Here is a 19509-nt window from a genome sequence, read left to right on the forward strand (position 1 = left end):
GTTTATAAAAAGGAGAGAAGTGAATGAAACATATTAAAGGAATGTTGGTTTTTATCGGATTATTTATTTTGGTTGGTTGTGCGCCAGATCAAGAGCCAACGAAACAAACAACAAGTGGTCCGCAAGAGACAAAGCAAGTGAAGCAAGTTACCGTCACCAATCAAACGACTTCTGCGGTGGAAAAACAAGCGCCGACTAAAAATGACGAACTGATTGCTAATCAATTGACTTTTGATTCTCATGAATACACGTACGAAGTGGTTACAGGGGCCACACAAACGACATTTGGGACAACCCCACCAGCAAAATATACACCAGAAGAAAAAAAGGAAAAAATGTTTTGGTCCAATCAACCGCCTTTGGGATTAATGACGGGTAACTATTATAAAAATGAAGGTGTATTTACCGGCGGAAATTACGGCATTGTAGAGATTATTACGGAACCTGAAACGCAAAGGATTCTGAATGTTGAGTTTACAGAGTTTGCTAGTGATCCTTATTATGATACACGCTATTCGGGTGTAAACAAACGCCTGTCGGATTATCCTGAATTTCAAGCAAGCAACACGCGCACAGACGATACGTTAGTCACCGTTGTTAATGGTATTACTTATGTAGAAAAACAAATGCGTGACGAAAATCGTGTCACAGGTAATTTTTATACGGTACGTGGTTCATCAACTTCTGCGCGTGAAGGTTTAATGCCTTTAGCAGCAGAGATGGACACTTGGCTAAAAGAGCCATCGAAAGAAACGTATATCGGTTACGCAGAAGATTTAGGCAATGGCCTAATCGCTCGACTTCAAGTGATAACAGAAGAGCAGAAAATAAAACATGTCAGCTATGATGAATACTTTTCAGATGAACAGGAAAAAATCACAGAAACAGCCCTGCGGCCTTTTTATCGTCAATCGAAATATTATTCACCAGGATATAATAAACAAACCAACAATTCTTTTATTCATTTTGTAGATGCACTAACAAAGGCCATTACGACACAACAAACTTTATCCGTTAACGAAGAACAAGAGCTACAGCATCCGTCTTTTACTACTTATCAAAGATTGGCTGAAAAAATCAGCACGTTTCAAAATTCATTGAAGGAATAAAAAAACGGAAGTGGGGCATAAGTCGTTTCGACTTATGCCCTACTTTTGTAATCTTAAGATTATCAGCTAAACCAAAGTGAGTTCTTTTTAAAGAAATACTTTTATTTTAGCCTTTTATAGATCTAAATAATTTTCTAAGTAATCTGCTAAACCATCTTGATCATTTGTTTTTTCAGTGACATCGTTGGCTACGGATTTAATTTTATCCGTGGCATTGTTCATAGCAACACCCCAACCAACATAACTTAACATTTCTTCGTCATTATGTTCATCGCCAAAAGCAATGATATCAGCTGGTTTGACAGATAAAAAGTTCGCCACTTGATCAACGCCATGGGCCTTTTGAATTCCTTTTGCGACCATTTCTAAAATAGGCATTGGACCGCCCCAAGTGCGGACATCAATATAATCACCATATTGTTTTGTCAATGTATCAGCAACTTTTTCAGCTTGGTTTGGTGTGGTCCGAACCATCATTGAGGTAGGATTTGTTCGTAAATTTTTAGCAGTAAGTAAATTATCTAAGGTTGCTTTGGAAGCAAAAAATTTCGGATCGAACCCATCTAACGTATCGATATAAAATGTTTCTTTGTTTTCAGCAGCAACAAAATCTAATTGTAATTCTTTTTTCTGTGCCAAAATGTCAAAGACTAGGTCACGCTCAATATTGGCTTCGCTTTCCAAGTCCCATTTTTTCTCTGGAATGTGGACTAAAGCGCCGTTAAAGTTAACCATAGGGGTCGTTAGGCCAAGTTGTTGGTAAAATTGATGACTCATTCTATAGGGACGTCCAGTGGCAATACTGACGTAATGACCGTTGTCAATCGCTTTTTTTAGTGTTTGTTCGGTTTTTGGACTGATTAAAGACTGTGCATTTAATGTTGTGCCGTCTAAATCAATAGCAATTAATTTTTTCAAGTAAAAATTCCTCCTAAATGCCTTTTACTCAGTCTAGCATAAAACCGAAGATTATCAAGGGGAGAAGCATGTTCATTTATAAGGTTTAAAAAAAAGCTTAAGAAGTATGCTACACTAAAATAAACCGTTTGAAAAAGGAGCGCAGAGCATCTTGAAAAATTCTAGAAATTATTTACGAGTGATCACCTTAATCTATTGTATCTATATGTGGTTATTTGCTACGCATTTTCATTTTATGGCGTTGAACGTGTTGTTAGCCTATATTCCAATTGAACTTAGTTATCTTTTAAACGCAGAAAAACGTAAAAGGGATTGGTTGATAGGTTTTGCTTGGTTAATTTTTTATCCTAATGCGCCGTACCTATTTACGGATTTTTTTCATTTAGAAACGCTATCTATTTATCGAGGCTTTAATACGATTTTTGCAAACCAAATTGGTGATTGGTGGGCGTTTGTTTGCTTAACTAGCGGGATTGTTATATATGGACTTTTAGGGATGAAAACAGTAACAACTGTTAGTCAGAAATTGCAAAGTTATTGTGACTATAGAACAATTGTAGTCTTTCAAGCCAGCCTTCATTTCTTGTCTGCTTTGGCGATTTATGTTGGACGTTTTGATCGATTACACAGTGTCTATCTTTTTATGAGTCCAATTGAAACAGTGAAAATTATCTTTTTTGACTGGTCCCTTCAAAAATTAATGTTTATTTTATTAATGATGTTTCTACAGATGCTGTTGTTTGGGCTAATCCAATTATTAGGAAAAGAAGAAGCAATGTAAAGCTTTTTCTTTTTTTATATCTACAAAACACGAACATTATATAGAAATATATATATAATAGTTAATATTTTGTTGTAAAAAGATAGCGATTCTCTTATAATCAAAGAGTAATTATTCGAAAACATGGATTTTAAGGGAGAGAAGTGCAATTATGAATACGTTTTTCAAATTAAAGGAAAACAAGACAACGGTATCAACTGAAATAATGGCGGGGGTTACGACCTTTTTTGCAATGAGTTATATTTTATTTGTTAATCCGTCCATTCTTTCAGAAACAGGGATGCCTTTTCAGGCTGTTTTTTTAGCGACCATTATTGCTTCAATCATCGGTACATTAATTATGGGGCTGTTTGCTAATGTACCTTACGCTCAAGCACCGGGGATGGGACTCAATGCTTTCTTCACGTTTACGGTCGTTTTTGGGATGGGGTATACATGGCAACAAGCATTAGCAATGGTTTTTATTTGTGGTTTGATTAACATTTTGATTACAGTGACAAAAATTCGCAAAATGATTATTAAAGCAATTCCAGAGAGTTTACAACATGCTATTGGTGGTGGGATTGGAATTTTTGTCGCTTATGTAGGGTTGAAAAATGCTGGCTTACTAAGTTTCACAGTACAAGCAGAACCTCAAAATGGTGTTGTGAATGGTTCGAGTATCGTGCCCGCTTTAGGAAATTTTGATAATCCAGCCATTATTTTGGCGGTAATTGGGTTAGTTTTAACAACGATTTTAGTTGTCACGAATGTTCGTGGGGCTATTTTAATTGGCATTGTGGTTACTACGTTAGTCGCAATTCCAATGGGGGTGGTAGACACTGCTTCGGTTGATTGGCATGCTAATTCGTTGGGCAATTCATTTAAAGAATTAGGTACAACTTTTGGCGCTGCTTTTGGTGCTGAGGGCTTACAGTCATTGTTTAGTGATTCTTCAAAAATTCCTCAAGTTTTAATGACCATTATTGCCTTCAGTTTATCAGATACGTTTGATACAATTGGAACATTTATCGGTACGGGACGTCGAACAGGGATTTTCTCTAAAGAAGATGAATTAGCTTTAGAAGATAGTAAGGGTTTCAGCACTAAAATGGACAAAGCTCTATTTGCAGATGCTATTGCAACATCTATCGGTGCGATTTTTGGCACATCGAATACGACAACTTATGTAGAAAGCGCAGCAGGAATCGGTGCGGGTGGTCGAACAGGTTTGACATCGGTAGTGGTAGCAATTCTATTTGCCCTAAGTAGTCTTTTTTCACCACTTATTGCTATTGTGCCAGCACAAGCTACGGCTCCAGCGTTAATTTTAGTGGGAATTATGATGTTAGCTTCTTTCAAAGACATCAATTGGACGGATTTAGAAGATGCGATTACAGCATTTTTTGCTTCAATTTTCATGGGATTATGTTATAGCATCTCTTATGGGATTGCTGCTGGGTTCATCTTTTATGCAGTGGTAAAAGTAGTCAAAGGAAAAGCCAAAGAAGTTTCACCAATTATTTGGGTCATTGATGCGTTGTTTATCTTAAACTTTGTAATCTTAGCTATTTTATAGTAAATAGAAGTGAGGCTGAGATAACAGCGGTTAGCTTTGAAGGTGTTGTATTTATTCAGCTGTTTATCTTAAGCCCAAGTGTTAAGAAGTCTGGCAGATTGGTCGTTTTGACCGGTCTGTCAGACTTTTTTTAAAAGAATTTTCTTTTGAGAGATTCACTCTTTTAGAGTATAGTGGTAGGTGAAGAGGTGATAAGGTGGATAAAAGTATGAAAATAAAATGGAAGCAGAATTTGTTAGTCGCATGGATTGGTTGCTTTTTTACAGGGGCGAGTATTAGCTTAGTTATGCCGTTTATTCCAGTATATGTTGAACAATTAGGGACGCCTAAGAGTCAAGTAGAGTTGTTTTCTGGATTGGCAATTTCTGTCACGGCATTTGCTGCTGCGATTGTTGCACCGATTTGGGGAAATTTAGCTGATCGAAAAGGTCGGAAAATTATGATGATTCGGGCTGCAGCAGGAATGACGATCACAATGGGGGCGTTAGCATTTGTCCCTAATGTATACTGGCTGTTGATTATGCGTTTTATGAACGGGATTTTATCCGGCTATATTCCTAACGCAACAGCGATGATTGCGTCGCAGGCGCCAAAAGAGAAAAATGGCTGGGCTCTAGGGACATTATCAACAGGTGCAATTGCTGGGACGTTAATTGCGCCATCGATTGGCGGTGCGTTGGCACAGTGGTTTGGAATGGAAAATGTCTTTATTATTACCGGCGTTATTTTATTCATTACAACGTTGTTGACTATCTTTTTAGTTAAAGAAGATTTTCAACCAGTTGAGAAAAAGGATTTATTAACGACGAAAGAAATTTTTAGTAAGATGGATCATGTTTCAGTATTGATTGGTTTGTTTGTGACTACGTTAATTTTACAATTAGGAATTACAAGTATCAGCCCAATCTTAACGCTATATATTCGATCTTTAAGTGGCGATACAGAGAATGTATTATTTGTTAGTGGTTTGATTGTTTCGATTGCCGGCGTTTCAGCAATTATTTCTTCTCCAACTTTGGGAAAAATTGGGGACCGCATTGGGAACCAAAAAGTTTTATTAGGCGGATTAATTCTTTCTTTTATTTGTTACATTCCCATGGCGTTTGTGCAAACACCTTTTCAGTTAGGTGTTTTACGATTCCTTCTAGGTTTTTCAACAGGTGCTTTAATGCCATCAATTAATACGTTAATTAGTAAAATAACGCCAACAGAGGGCGTAAGTAGAGTTTATAGTTACAATCAGATGTGTAGTAATTTCGGTCAAGTTTTAGGGCCGATGGTAGGGTCGACAGTTGCCCATGGTTTTGGCTATTCTTCTGTTTTTCTGGTAACCGCTTGTTTCGTTTTAGGAAACATTGGGCTGTCCTTCTTTAATTTCCGAAAAGTTTTAAATAAAAAGCTCTAAACAGTTGAAAAGATAAAAAAACCAGTTACAATAACTTTAGTAACTGGTTTTTTCTTATTTAACAGGTTTGGTTTCTTTCGGTACTGCAAAGTGTGCAATTAATAAAATAATAACGGCTGTTGCCAACGATAGAATCGTTGTCATTTTAAAGTCGTATGAACCACCAGATAATGCACCGCCGATATATCCAACGACTTGGCCTAATGCGAAGGTCCAGAAAAATACAACAAGATAACGCATATGAGCACCTCTTTTCTAGCTCTTAGTTTAGCATATTTTCTTTAAAAGTAAAGAATCCGCGATAGGAAAATAAGAGAAGAGGCAAAAAATAGCAAGGATTCAAAAAGGAGCTGTCCAATGTCATTTCCACAACTACATACCGTTACTTCCTATTCGCTTTTATCTAGTACGGTTAGGATTCGTTCCTATGTAAAACAAGCGAAAGCATTAGGTTATCAAACATTAGCGATTACCGATATCAATGTCTTGCATGGGGCGGTTGAATTTTATGAAGCATGCCAAGAAGCGGGAATTCAACCAATTATCGGTTTAAGATTAGAATATACCCCAGCAGAAAAAGAAGGGCATTCCGAGTTGCTTTTATTTGCTAAAAATTTAAAAGGGTATCAGCAATTAATGCAACTATCTAGCAGCAAAATGACGACAGAGGGTCCCTTTTACTTAGCGGAACATCAATCCTTATTAAGTGATTTATTTGCCGTGACTTTGTCAGCTAAAGGAGAAGTCGCCCAAACATTTTTTGAAGATGAACAACAAGCGGTTCATGCTTTCCAACAACTTGCTTCATATTTTGATCCCCAGTCGTTATTTGTTGAACATTCTTTTTCAATGAATCAACAACGTAATCCAGCGCTCTTTTCTTTTTACCAAAGAGAACAATTACCTGGCGTGGCTTTGCAAGAGGTACGTCATTTAACAAGGGAAGAAGGCTTTGCCGTTACTGTTCTTGAGAGCATCAAAGAAAATAATCAATTGAATATTACAAGCCAAACACCGGAAATAGAAGGTCTGAATTACTTGCGTGAAGCAGAGACGACGATGGAACAAATGCTTCAAATAGCTGGTGCAGAAGTGGTCCAGAATACGATTCAGCTAGCTGAAAATTGCCGAGTTGACATTCCTTTACATCAAAAATTATTACCGCATTTTCCTGTGCCTGATAATCAAACGGCTGGTTCTTATTTACGCACATTGTGTTTAGAAAAATTACCAGAAAGAGTGCCTCATCTAAATGAAGTTTACCAAAAACGATTAGAAAAAGAGTTAACCATCATTCACAATATGGGCTTTGATGATTACTTTTTAATCGTTTGGGATGTGATGGACTTCTGTCATAACAATCAAATTGTTACAGGCGCTGGCCGAGGTTCAGCTGCAGGCTCTTTAGTGTCCTATGTGCTATCAATTACAGATGTAGATCCAATCAAATATGATTTGCTTTTTGAACGTTTTTTGAATCCAGAACGCTACACGATGCCCGATATTGATTTAGATATTCCTGATAATCGGCGGGAGGAAGTTTTAGCTTATGTCAGTCAAAAATATGGTCATTATCACATGGCGCAAATTGCCACGTTTGGTACGATGGCTGCGAAAATGGTTTTACGGGACGTTGCACGTGTTTTCGGGTTGTCCCAGAGTGAAGCGAATCGTTGGTCGGCAGCTGTCCCCAACAAGCTGAAAATTACGTTAGAAGAAGCGTACCAAGAGTCGAAACGGATGCAAGAATTGGTCAATTTTTCACCAAATAATCAATTGCTCTATAAAACAGCTGTTCAGCTAGAAGGATTGCCTCGCCATGTTTCTACGCACGCAGCAGGTGTGGTAATTAGTGATGAAAATCTTTTGAATTTGGTTCCGTTACAACCAGGATCGAATGAAATTTTATTGACCCAATTTACTATGAATGATGTTGAAAAAATTGGTCTTCTGAAAATGGATTTCTTGGGCTTAAGAAATTTATCCATCATTGATGATACCCTCACAGCTGTTAAACGCGTCTATAATCGAACCATTCGTTTAAATCAGATTCCATTAGATGACGAAACAACGCTGGCTTTATTTAGAAAAGGGGAAACAAGTGGTGTTTTCCAGTTTGAATCTGCTGGAATTCGGAATGTATTAAGAAAATTAGGGCCAACTAGCATTGAAGATATTGCTGCTGTCAATGCCCTGTATCGTCCTGGTCCGATGCAAAATATTGATGTTTTCATCCGCCGGAAAAAAGGCTTGGAACAAATTAGTTATCCAGAGCCTAGTCTCGCCCCCATTTTAGAAAATACGTACGGAATTATTGTTTACCAAGAGCAGATTATGCAAGTTGCTGCGAAAATGGCAGGCTTCTCTTTAGGGCAAGCTGACATTTTACGTCGGGCCATTAGTAAAAAGAAAAAAGATGTGCTAGATGAAGAACGAAATCATTTTGTTAATGGTGCGCTACAACAAGGCTATCCCCAAGAGACAGCTAACCAAGTGTACGATTATATAGAGCGCTTTGCTAATTATGGCTTTAACCGCTCGCATGCATTTGCCTATTCCTTTATTGGTTTTCAAATGGCTTACTTGAAGGTTCATTATCCGAGTGCTTTTTATGTCGCATTGTTGCATTCTGTTCGTCATAATCCAACAAAAATTAAAGAATATATTGGCGAAGCTAGAAAAAACAAGCAGACGATTTTGCAGCCGTCAATTAACCAAAGTCACTACAGCTTTTACCTAAATCAGCAACAGCAAATTTTATTTGGTTTTAGTTCTTTAAAAGGAATCCGCCGAGACTTCATTCAAAATATTTTAAATGAACGCCGAGAAAATGGACCGTACAAAACGTTCGATGAGTTTCTTTTGCGAATTGACCGTAAGTGGTTGAAAGTTGAAAATATCGAACCATTGATTGCCATCGGTGCATTTGACGAAATTGCGCCCAATCGCCGTCAATTAGCGGTAGGTTTAGAGAGTAATATCCAAAGTATTCTTCTCAGCGGTGGTAGTATGGATTTGTTAGAAACATTGAAGCCAAAGGAAGAAGAAATTGCCGATTATCCGCTAGAAGAGCGACTAGAACAAGAAGAACAATATTTAGGGGTCTATTTATCAGGACATCCGACAGAAGAGTTCAAAAAAACACGCTTAGCCAAGCAAACGCAACTTGTTCATGAACTTGTTGAAAATCAGCCCACGAAATTATTGATTTATGTCAAAAACATTCGGACGATTCGGACCAAAAAGGGAGAACAAATGGCCTTTGTTGATGGGGATGATACAACAGGAAGTATTTCACTAACGTTGTTCCCAACCGTTTTTCGCCAGTTAAGACAGAGTGTCGAGAAAGGGCAAGTTTATTATGTGGAAGGAAAAGTGGAACGCAGTACGTACAATCAAGAATTGCAAATATTGGTTCAACGAATAGAAAAAGCGCAACAAGTAGAAACATCAATTAGTGACGAAACGTGTTTTATCAGAATTACAAAAGATGTCGAACAAACGGACGTTTTTCAGAAAATGAAAGAGGTACTCAGTCGTCACGCTGGACACATTCCAGTGATTGTCTATTTTGAAAAAACAGGAAAGAAAATAGTATTAAATGAAGAAAATTGGGTCGCTCATACAAGCGCTAGTCAGCAACAATTAGCTTACGTTTTAGGCGAGCAAAACGTCATTTTCAAATGATTTACGGTAAAAAATACTAGTTGTTTTCAACTTTTTTCATTTTTTTCTTCTTAACTCAAGACATTTTGGTTCTTTAATGGTAAAATGAATGACGTAATATTTTTGTATATCAATTTTTGCGAAAAGGTTTCTTTTGGCAGTTGAAAGTATATTATATGAGGTGAAATAGCGAATGAAACGCATTGGTATTTTAACCAGCGGGGGAGATGCCCCTGGAATGAACGCTGCAATTCGTGCAGTCGTACGCAAAAGTATTTTTGATGGAATCGAAGTTTACGGTATTAACTATGGATTTGCCGGTTTAGTCGCAGGCGACATCCGTCGTTTAGATGTTGCTGACGTTGGCGATAAGATTCAACGTGGTGGAACATTCTTGTACTCTGCTCGTTATCCTGAATTTGCTACTGAAGAAGGGCAATTAAAAGGAATCGAACAATTGAAAAAATTCGGTATTGAAGGCTTAGTTGTTATTGGTGGAGACGGTTCTTATCATGGCGCAATGGCTTTGACAAAACGTGGTTTCCCCGCTGTTGGAATTCCTGGAACGATTGATAATGATATTCCTGGAACAGATTTCACAATCGGTTTTGATACAGCGATTAACACTGTTTTGGAATCAATTGACCGAATTCGTGATACAGCGACTTCTCATGTTCGTACATTCGTTATCGAAGTAATGGGACGTAACGCTGGTGATATCGCATTGTGGTCAGGCGTGGCAGGCGGAGCAGATGAAATCATTATTCCTGAACATGATTTTGATATGAAAAACGTTGCCAAACGTATTCAAGAAGGCCGCGACCGCGGGAAAAAACATTGCTTAATCATTTTAGCAGAAGGCGTAATGGGCGGAAATGAATTTGCTGATAAACTTTCTGAATATGGTGATTTCCATACGCGTGTATCAATTTTAGGACACGTGGTTCGTGGGGGCTCGCCAAGTGCTCGTGACCGTGTATTAGCAAGTAAATTTGGGTCATATGCTGTTGAACTTCTAAAAGAAGGCAAAGGCGGTTTATGTATCGGTATGTTAGATAACCAAGTAGTTGCAGCTGATATTATTGACACGTTAGAAAACAATAAACACAAACCAGATTTATCTCTTTATGAGTTAAATCATGAAATTTCTTTTTAATCTTGTATATTAGCTAATCTTATTAGCTTTGTATAAACAAATTTGGAATAGGAGCGTTTTAGTAATGAAAAAAACGAAAATCGTATGTACGATTGGACCAGCTAGTGAATCCGTTGATATGCTAGTAAACTTAATTAATGCAGGTATGAATGTTTGCCGTTTGAACTTTTCACATGGTGACTACGAAGAGCATGGTGCTCGTATTAAAAACATTCGTGAAGCTGTAAAAATTACAGGGAAACGCGTAGCGATCTTACTAGATACAAAAGGTCCTGAAATCCGCACAAATGACATGGAAAATGGCGCAATCACAATGAAAATTGGTGACTCAGTACGTATTTCTATGACAGAAGTTTTAGGAACAAATGAAAAATTCTCAATCACTTATCCAGAATTAATCAATGATGTAAACGTAGGTTCACACATTCTTTTAGATGATGGTTTAATTGATTTAGAAGTAACTGATATCGACCGTGATGCAAACGAAATCGTAACAGTTGTTAAAAACGAAGGCGTCTTGAAAAACAAAAAAGGCGTTAACGTACCAGGCGTTTCTGTAAACTTACCAGGGATCACTGAAAAAGATGCTAACGATATCCGTTTCGGAATTGGTCAAGGAATTGACTTTATCGCAGCTAGCTTCGTTCGTCGTGCTTCTGACGTTTTAGAAATCACTAAAATTTTAGAAGAAGAAAACGCAACACACATCCAAATCATTCCTAAAATCGAAAACCAAGAAGGTATCGATAATATCGATGAAATCTTAAAAGTTTCTGATGGTTTAATGGTTGCTCGTGGTGACATGGGTGTTGAAATTCCAACAGAAGATGTTCCAGTTGTCCAAAAAGCTTTAATTAAAAAATGTAATGCTTTAGGTAAACCAGTTATCACTGCAACACAAATGTTAGATTCAATGCAACGTAACCCACGTCCAACACGTGCGGAAGCAAATGACGTAGCAAACGCAATCTACGATGGAACAGATGCAGTAATGTTATCAGGCGAAACTGCAGCAGGGGATTACCCATTAGAAGCTGTTCAAACAATGGCTCGTATTGCAGTTCGTACAGAAGAAACATTAGTTAACCAAGATTCATTCGCATTGAAATTATATAGCAAAACAGATATGACTGAAGCAATCGGACAATCTGTTGGCCATACAGCACGTAACTTGGGTATCCAAACAATCGTTGCGGCAACAGAATCAGGCCATACAGCACGTATGATCTCTAAATACCGTCCAAAAGCACATATCGTTGCAATTACGTTCTCAGAACAAAAAGCACGTAGCTTATCATTATCATGGGGTGTTTACGCAACAGTTGCTGACAAACCATCAAGCACAGATGAAATGTTTAATTTAGCTTCAAAAGTATCACAAGAAGAAGGTTATGCTTCAGAAGGTGATTTAATCATTATCACTGCTGGTGTTCCAGTTGGCGAAAAAGGCACAACAAACTTAATGAAAATTCAAATGATCGGTTCTAAATTAGTTCAAGGTCAAGGTGTCGGCGAAGAAGCAATTATTGCAAAAGCCGTTGTTGCAGGAACTGCTGAAGAAGCAGTTGCTAAAGCGACTGAAGGGGCTATTTTAGTTACAAAAACAACAGATAAAGAATACATGCCTGCAATTGAAAAAGCATCAGCATTAGTTGTTGAAGAAGGTGGTTTAACTTCTCATGCAGCTGTTGTAGCGATTGCGCAAAATATTCCAGTTATCGTAGGTGCTGCAGATGCAACATCATTAATTAATAATGACGAAGTGATTACTGTTGATCCTCGTCGTGGTATTGTTTACCGCGGAGCAACAACAGCTATCTAAGTCTAATTAATTCAATCATTTGATTTTAAGCAATATGTACTCGGACGCAAAGCTGGGACAAACCGATTCGTCAGTTTGTCTCAGCTTTTTTTACAAAGAAGACAGTAGTACGAAATGTTCAGAAAACACGTATTCAGTAAATAAAGAGTTGGGCGCAAATAGTAAAATTATGTCTTAGTTTTAAATTATTTATGTTATTTCACACAAAAAATTTGTTATTTAATTAAATAAGCGCTAAGTTATCTTCAACAGAAAAACAATTATAAAAAAAACGAAAGAAAAACAGGAAATAAGAAAGGGCTGTCAAGAAAATTTCATTGACAAAGCTTTCATACCCCTGTATAATAGCTTTTGTTGCTTAGGAGTGATAATTATGAAGTGGTCTTTGTTAGAATTAAATAAATACAAAGAAGAGCCGCTAGTGTTTTCAGAAACATTGCATCTTAAAGAAGAGCTTCTTCAACGAGATGATACCTTGTTGGATGTAAGTCCAATCAAAGTAGAAGGCTTATTAGCAGTCAATAAATCAGAATATTTACTTCATTATACTATTCAGGTAACTGTAACCGTTCCTTCATCCCGTTCTTTAGAACCTGTGGCTTTGCCAATGCAAATCACGGTCGATGAAGTTTTTATGACAAAAGAACAAATGGATACAAGAGATGAACGATTTGCAGCTGAAGAGATTATTTTATTGGACAAGCCAACAATTGATTTAGATGAATCTGTCGAAGACAACATTCTATTGTCCATTCCAATTCAAGTGCTTACAGAAGAAGAACAAAACAGTCAAGAAATGCCAAGTGGCAATGACTGGGAAGTGATTTCAGAAGAAGCATATTTGGAAAGTAAGCAGAAAGCAGCAGAACAAACAGTGGATCCTCGTCTGGCTAAACTATCAGAATTACTCAGCGATAATGCTGAAGAGGAAGATAACAGCTAGGTTGGAATATATTGTGTATGTAAATACACGCATCTTTACAAGGAGGTGGAACAACAATGGCAGTACCAGCTAGAAGAACTTCTAAAGCGAAAAAAGCAAAACGTCGCACACACTACAAATTAACAATCAAAGGCTTAAATGCATGCTCAAACTGTGGTGAAATGAAAAAAAGCCATCACGTATGTCCAGCATGTGGTCACTACGATGGAAAAGACGTAATGTCTAAAGAAGCATAAGCATAAAAACATTTTTTGAAATGTTGAATCCCCTAGGCTAACCATGGAGCCTAGGGGATTTGTATTTTTTTAAGAAAATATGAAGAAATTGGAAATTTATTGGCACTATATTGTTTTCATATGAAAGATAGTGCGTTATAATAGTGAGGATTATAAGAGAATGCTCATAGAATTTTCGTTGATTATAATATAGGAGGTCATAAAATGACAAAACAACAATTTGGCGTAGTCGGCATGGCTGTCATGGGAAAAAATCTTGCTTTAAACATTGAAAGCAGAGGCTATACAGTTGCGCTGTATAACCGTACAGGATCAAAAACAACAGAAGTGGTTGAAGAACATCCTGACAAAAACTTTCAAGCAACATACTCAATTGAGGAATTTGTGAATGCAATTGAAAAACCTCGTCGAATTATGTTGATGGTTAAAGCTGGACCTGCAACAGATGCGACAATCCAAGAATTGTTACCACACCTTGATAAAGGTGATATCTTAATTGATGGCGGTAATACGTTCTTCAAAGACACAATGCGACGTAATGAAGAACTAGCAAACTCAGGAATTAACTTTATTGGTACTGGCGTTTCTGGCGGAGAAGAAGGAGCCTTGAAAGGGCCATCTATCATGCCTGGCGGACAAAAAGAAGCGTATGAGTTAGTTGCGCCAATTCTTGAAAAAATTTCAGCTAAAGCAGAAGACGGTGAACCATGTGTGACCTACATTGGCCCAAATGGTGCTGGACATTATGTAAAAATGGTTCATAATGGGATTGAATATGGGGACATGCAATTAATTGCTGAATCCTACGATTTAATGAAACAAATCTTAGGTTTATCTGTTGATGAAATGGCAGAGATTTTCAAAGAATGGAACGAAGGCGAATTAGACAGTTACCTTATCGAGATCACGGCTGACATTTTGACACGTAAAGATGATGAAGGAACCGACCAACCAATCGTTGATGTTATTCTTGATGCAGCAGGCAACAAAGGAACAGGTAAATGGACAAGCCAAAGTGCGTTAGATCTTGGTGTACCATTACCATTAATTACAGAATCAGTATTTGCACGTTTTATTTCGGCTTACAAAGAAGAACGCGTAAAAGCAAGTGGCATTTTATCAAAACCTGCAGCCTTTAACTTTGCAGGCGATAAAAAAGAATTGATTGAAAAAATTCGCGAAGCATTATACTTTAGTAAATTAATGAGTTATGCGCAAGGTTTTGCACAACTCCGTGCAGCTTCTGAAGAATACGGATGGGATTTACCATTTGGTGAAATTGCAAAAATCTGGCGAGCAGGTTGTATTATCCGTGCACAATTCTTACAAAAAATTACCGATGCATATGAAAAAAATCCAGCACTTGAAAACTTGTTGTTAGATGAATACTTCGTAGAAATTACGAAAAAATATCAACAAGCCGTTCGTGAAGTTGTTGCGATTGCTGTTCAAGCAGGTGTTCCTGTACCAACATTCTCATCTGCAATTGCTTATTACGATTCTTATCGTTCAGATCGCTTACCAGCGAATTTAATTCAAGCACAACGTGATTACTTCGGTGCTCATACGTACGAACGCACAGACAAAGAAGGAATCTATCATTACAGCTGGTACAACGAAGAATAAACACGCTGGAGACCATGAGTGTGGCTCACCATGCTCATGGTTTTACTGTGGCTTAAAAAAGAACCAGACAGATTGAGTAGTAATTCTCTAATAAGTAGTAAGGAATAAAAAGGTTGAGCTTGAGTATAGCTTTTAAAGAGAAAGGACAATTAATCAAATGAGCAACATTTTAATTATTGAAGATGAAAAGAACTTAGCGAGATTCGTTGAGCTTGAATTAAAACATGAGGGGTATACGACAGAAGTACACTACAATGGTCGTACAGGATTGGAAGCCGCTCTTAACAACGAATGGGATGCTATCCTTCTTGATTTGATGTTACCAGAATTAAATGGATTAGAAGTATGTCGCCGTGTTCGCCAAGTGAAAAATACACCAATTATTATGATGACTGCGCGTGATTCAGTAATTGACCGTGTTTCTGGCTTAGACCATGGAGCGGATGATTATATTGTTAAACCATTTGCAATTGAAGAATTGTTAGCTCGTTTACGTGCGTTACTTCGTCGTATTGATATTGAGGGCGATAAAAACGTTGCAAAACAAACAACGATTACATATCGTGACTTAACAATTGAAAAAGAAAATCGTGTCGTTCGTCGTAATTCTGAAATGATTGAATTAACAAAACGCGAATACGAATTACTATTAACGCTAATGGAAAACGTGAACGTTGTCTTGGCACGTGATGTGTTACTAAATAAAGTTTGGGGCTATGAAACAGAAGTAGAAACAAACGTTGTGGATGTGTATATCCGCTACTTACGAAATAAAATTGACGTACCTGGAGAAGAAAGCTACATCCAAACTGTCCGTGGAACTGGCTACGTTATGCGTTCGTGAGAACTAATTAATGAAAAGAACGATTAAAAAAGAACTGGAAGGCCCATCTTTAACTATAAAGTGGGCTTTCGCAAGTTCTTTCTTTATATTTGTAGTTTTTACCATTTTTGCGGTGATTACCTATAAGTCTTCTGTTAGTCTTATTGTTGCCAAAGAAAAGGAAAATGTCGAAGCAACGATTGCAGAAGTAACAAATCGATTAGCTAATGCCAATGAAAATTTAACGGTAACAGACGTTTTTGACTATTTAAAAACGCCGAGTGAAAGAGATGAAAACTACTATAATAAGCATACAGCAGTAGAAGGTTCGTTTATGGAAATGGACAGTTTCATATCTGAACTAGGACAACCAGAACTTTATTTATCTGTGTATGACACAAACCAAAAACTAGTTTTTAAAACACAAAATGAATATGATAAGTTATTACAATTGGATCGACAATTACCTGTTGTTCGAACCGTTTTTGATAAAACCGGTTTTTATTCCGTGGAACCTATTTTTTCAAAAGAAACACGAGAAAAGATTGGCTATATTCAAGCGTTTTATGAACTTTCTTCTTTTTATGAAATTCGTAATCATTTATTATTAACACTTGTAGTTTTAGAAGTGATTTCTCTGATTGTAAGTAGTGTCTTAGGCTTTATCCTCTCTTCTTATTTCTTAAAACCATTAAAAGTATTGAGAGACACGATGGATACAATCCGCAAAGACCCGCAATCAGATGTCCACATGCCGGAGATTAATACGAGAGATGAGTTAGCAGATATCTCGGAAATCTTTAATGAAATGTTAGATCGTATGAGACGCTATATCGAACAACAAGAGCAGTTTGTTGAAGATGTTTCCCATGAATTAAGAACGCCCGTTGCGATTATGGAAGGCCATTTAAACCTTTTAAATCGTTGGGGGAAAGACGATCCTGAAATTTTAGATGAATCATTAAAGGCCAGTTTACAAGAAATTAGTCGTATGAAGAGTTTGGTCCAAGAAATGCTTGACCTTTCACGCGCTGAACAAGTGGACACCCAATATGCAAATGAACGAACAGATGCTAAACAAGTAGTCTACCAAGTATTTAATAACTTCCAATTGGTTTATCCTGAGTTTCATATCACATTAGATGACGATTTACCAACCGAAGTTGAACTGAAAATCTATCGTAATCACTTTGAACAATTGCTAATTATTCTATTAGATAATGCGATTAAATATTCAACAGATCGAAAAGAAGTGCATATTTCCATTTCTCGAACGATGAATGAATTTGAAATAGCTGTGCAAGATTTTGGTGAAGGAATCACTGAAGAAGACTTGGAGAAAATATTTGATCGATTCTATCGAGTAGATAAAGCCCGTGCAAGAAATAAAGGTGGTAATGGCTTAGGTCTATCGATTGCAAAACAATTAGTCGAAAACTATAAAGGACGTATTGATGCAGAAAGCGTATTGCATCAAGGAACGATCTTTAGAATTTTTATTCCAATCGCTGGAATAAAAGAAGAGAGCAACGTACAATAAAGTACGTTGCTTTTTTTACGAATGATTAACGAACATTTCAGTAAGAGAAAAGGGATTATAAGATAAAGAAACGAATGTTTTCTTTGCAGAAAATATTCATCGTTCGAAATTGAAAAAAATGTTATTTTTCTGCAAAATAATAGTTGCGTTTTAGAAAAATCCTTGGTATATTAATATCTGTTCTGACAAACAGTTCGTTAAGAAAAAAGTTTTAAAAAGTTAAAAATTTTTCTTGACGAAAAGATAAATAACATGTTAGAATAACAAAGTCGTTAAAGAGATTGCTTTTAAATCAATCGTTTGATCAAAAAAACTTGTTATAAAATAACAAAAAAGTTTTAAAAAGTTGTTGACAAACAACTGAGATAATGATAAGATATAGAAGTTGTCACAACAGACGACAACAACCGAGCGAAACAACTTAAAAAAACTTTTTTTAAAAAAGTTCTTGACATTCAAACGAAAGTTTGTTATGATATAAAAGTTGCTGCGAGGTAACGTAGACCTTTGAAAACTGAACAAAGAATAGACGAACCAAATGTGTAGGGCGTCTTGATTCAATTCAAGACAACAAACATTTTTAACAAGCAAGCAATATGCTAGCAAACAAATTGAGCTTAACAATCGCAAGATTGTTCTAACTTTTATTATGAGAGTTTGATCCTGGCTCAGGACGAACGCTGGCGGCGTGCCTAATACATGCAAGTCGAACGCTTCTTTCCTCCCGAGTGCTTGCACTCAATTGGAAAGAGGAGTGGCGGACGGGTGAGTAACACGTGGGTAACCTACCCATCAGAGGGGGATAACACTTGGAAACAGGTGCTAATACCGCATAACAGTTTATGCCGCATGGCATAAGAGTGAAAGGCGCTTTCGGGTGTCGCTGATGGATGGACCCGCGGTGCATTAGCTAGTTGGTGAGGTAACGGCTCACCAAGGCCACGATGCATAGCCGACCTGAGAGGGTGATCGGCCACACTGGGACTGAGACACGGCCCAGACTCCTACGGGAGGCAGCAGTAGGGAATCTTCGGCAATGGACGAAAGTCTGACCGAGCAACGCCGCGTGAGTGAAGAAGGTTTTCGGATCGTAAAACTCTGTTGTTAGAGAAGAACAAGGACGTTAGTAACTGAACGTCCCCTGACGGTATCTAACCAGAAAGCCACGGCTAACTACGTGCCAGCAGCCGCGGTAATACGTAGGTGGCAAGCGTTGTCCGGATTTATTGGGCGTAAAGCGAGCGCAGGCGGTTTCTTAAGTCTGATGTGAAAGCCCCCGGCTCAACCGGGGAGGGTCATTGGAAACTGGGAGACTTGAGTGCAGAAGAGGAGAGTGGAATTCCATGTGTAGCGGTGAAATGCGTAGATATATGGAGGAACACCAGTGGCGAAGGCGGCTCTCTGGTCTGTAACTGACGCTGAGGCTCGAAAGCGTGGGGAGCAAACAGGATTAGATACCCTGGTAGTCCACGCCGTAAACGATGAGTGCTAAGTGTTGGAGGGTTTCCGCCCTTCAGTGCTGCAGCAAACGCATTAAGCACTCCGCCTGGGGAGTACGACCGCAAGGTTGAAACTCAAAGGAATTGACGGGGGCCCGCACAAGCGGTGGAGCATGTGGTTTAATTCGAAGCAACGCGAAGAACCTTACCAGGTCTTGACATCCTTTGACCACTCTAGAGATAGAGCTTTCCCTTCGGGGACAAAGTGACAGGTGGTGCATGGTTGTCGTCAGCTCGTGTCGTGAGATGTTGGGTTAAGTCCCGCAACGAGCGCAACCCTTATTGTTAGTTGCCATCATTTAGTTGGGCACTCTAGCGAGACTGCCGGTGACAAACCGGAGGAAGGTGGGGATGACGTCAAATCATCATGCCCCTTATGACCTGGGCTACACACGTGCTACAATGGGAAGTACAACGAGTCGCTAGA

14 protein-coding genes and 1 rRNA gene (1 of these 15 running past the window's edge) are annotated in these 19509 nt (G+C 38.0%); 13 read left to right on the forward strand and 2 right to left on the reverse strand.

The window, feature by feature from the left end; all coding sequences use genetic code 11:
• Positions 1-23 precede the first annotated feature (23 nt).
• The gene (locus IGJ20_RS04550; RefSeq protein WP_025186574.1) at positions 24-1109 is read left to right on the forward strand and encodes a hypothetical protein; all 1086 of its coding nucleotides are present in this window, start codon (positions 24-26) and stop codon (positions 1107-1109) included.
• Positions 1110-1223: 114 nt separating this feature from the next.
• On the opposite strand, the gene IGJ20_RS04555 is transcribed toward IGJ20_RS04550, so the two are convergent.
• The gene (locus IGJ20_RS04555; RefSeq protein WP_202522410.1) at positions 1224-2027 is read right to left on the reverse strand and encodes a Cof-type HAD-IIB family hydrolase; all 804 of its coding nucleotides are present in this window, start codon (positions 2025-2027) and stop codon (positions 1224-1226) included.
• 205 nt (positions 2028-2232) lie between these two features.
• Between IGJ20_RS04555 and IGJ20_RS04560 the strand changes: the two genes are divergently transcribed.
• The 3 genes from IGJ20_RS04560 to IGJ20_RS04570 all read left to right on the forward strand — a co-directional run bounded on the left by IGJ20_RS04560 (position 2233) and on the right by IGJ20_RS04570 (position 5771).
• Positions 2233-2808 carry a DUF1361 domain-containing protein gene (locus tag IGJ20_RS04560; protein ID WP_002386206.1) on the forward strand — a complete coding sequence of 192 codons (576 nt, stop codon included), beginning with the start codon at positions 2233-2235 and terminating at the stop codon, positions 2806-2808.
• Positions 2809-2959: 151 nt separating this feature from the next.
• Positions 2960-4366, forward strand: a complete 1407-nt coding sequence (locus IGJ20_RS04565; protein ID WP_202522411.1) for an NCS2 family permease — start codon at positions 2960-2962, stop codon at positions 4364-4366.
• A 208-nt stretch (positions 4367-4574) separates the two neighbouring features.
• On the forward strand, positions 4575-5771 hold the full coding sequence (locus IGJ20_RS04570; protein ID WP_002381323.1) for a multidrug efflux MFS transporter: 1197 nt from the start codon (positions 4575-4577) through the stop codon (positions 5769-5771).
• Between the two features lie 54 nt (positions 5772-5825).
• Here IGJ20_RS04570 and IGJ20_RS04575 read toward each other — a convergent pair whose 3' ends face one another.
• The gene (locus IGJ20_RS04575; protein ID WP_002355945.1) at positions 5826-6011 is read right to left on the reverse strand and encodes a YjzD family protein; all 186 of its coding nucleotides are present in this window, start codon (positions 6009-6011) and stop codon (positions 5826-5828) included.
• 117 nt (positions 6012-6128) lie between these two features.
• Between IGJ20_RS04575 and dnaE the strand changes: the two genes are divergently transcribed.
• From dnaE to IGJ20_RS04620, 9 genes are all read left to right on the forward strand, one after another.
• Positions 6129-9458 (forward strand): DNA polymerase III subunit alpha, encoded by a 3330-nt coding sequence (dnaE, locus tag IGJ20_RS04580; RefSeq protein ID WP_002379216.1) that lies wholly within the window; start codon positions 6129-6131, stop codon positions 9456-9458.
• A 172-nt stretch (positions 9459-9630) separates the two neighbouring features.
• Positions 9631-10593 (forward strand): 6-phosphofructokinase, encoded by a 963-nt coding sequence (pfkA, locus tag IGJ20_RS04585; RefSeq protein WP_002355947.1) that lies wholly within the window; start codon positions 9631-9633, stop codon positions 10591-10593.
• Between the two features lie 64 nt (positions 10594-10657).
• Entirely contained in the window at positions 10658-12415 is a 1758-nt protein-coding gene (pyk, locus tag IGJ20_RS04590; protein WP_002355949.1) for a pyruvate kinase, read from the forward strand.
• 373 nt (positions 12416-12788) lie between these two features.
• Positions 12789-13358, forward strand: coding sequence for a YceD family protein (locus tag IGJ20_RS04595; RefSeq protein WP_002363429.1), 570 nt, complete (start codon positions 12789-12791; stop codon positions 13356-13358).
• A gap of 56 nt (positions 13359-13414) precedes the next feature.
• On the forward strand, positions 13415-13594 hold the full coding sequence (rpmF, locus tag IGJ20_RS04600; protein ID WP_002355952.1) for a 50S ribosomal protein L32: 180 nt from the start codon (positions 13415-13417) through the stop codon (positions 13592-13594).
• A gap of 204 nt (positions 13595-13798) precedes the next feature.
• Positions 13799-15220: an NADP-dependent phosphogluconate dehydrogenase gene (gene gndA / locus IGJ20_RS04605; RefSeq protein ID WP_002355953.1), complete on the forward strand. Its 1422-nt coding sequence runs from the start codon at positions 13799-13801 to the stop codon at positions 15218-15220.
• A gap of 157 nt (positions 15221-15377) precedes the next feature.
• Positions 15378-16064: a response regulator transcription factor gene (locus IGJ20_RS04610; RefSeq protein ID WP_002355954.1), complete on the forward strand. Its 687-nt coding sequence runs from the start codon at positions 15378-15380 to the stop codon at positions 16062-16064.
• Positions 16065-16074: 10 nt separating this feature from the next.
• Entirely contained in the window at positions 16075-17583 is a 1509-nt protein-coding gene (locus IGJ20_RS04615; protein ID WP_002363430.1) for a HAMP domain-containing sensor histidine kinase, read from the forward strand.
• Positions 17584-18228: 645 nt separating this feature from the next.
• Positions 18229-19509: ribosomal RNA gene (locus tag IGJ20_RS04620) — 16S ribosomal RNA — on the forward strand; it runs 280 nt beyond the window's last position.

The sequence above is a fragment of the Enterococcus sp. DIV0294 genome, from assembly GCF_050558155.1.
GTDB classification, from domain to species: domain Bacteria; phylum Bacillota; class Bacilli; order Lactobacillales; family Enterococcaceae; genus Enterococcus; species Enterococcus faecalis.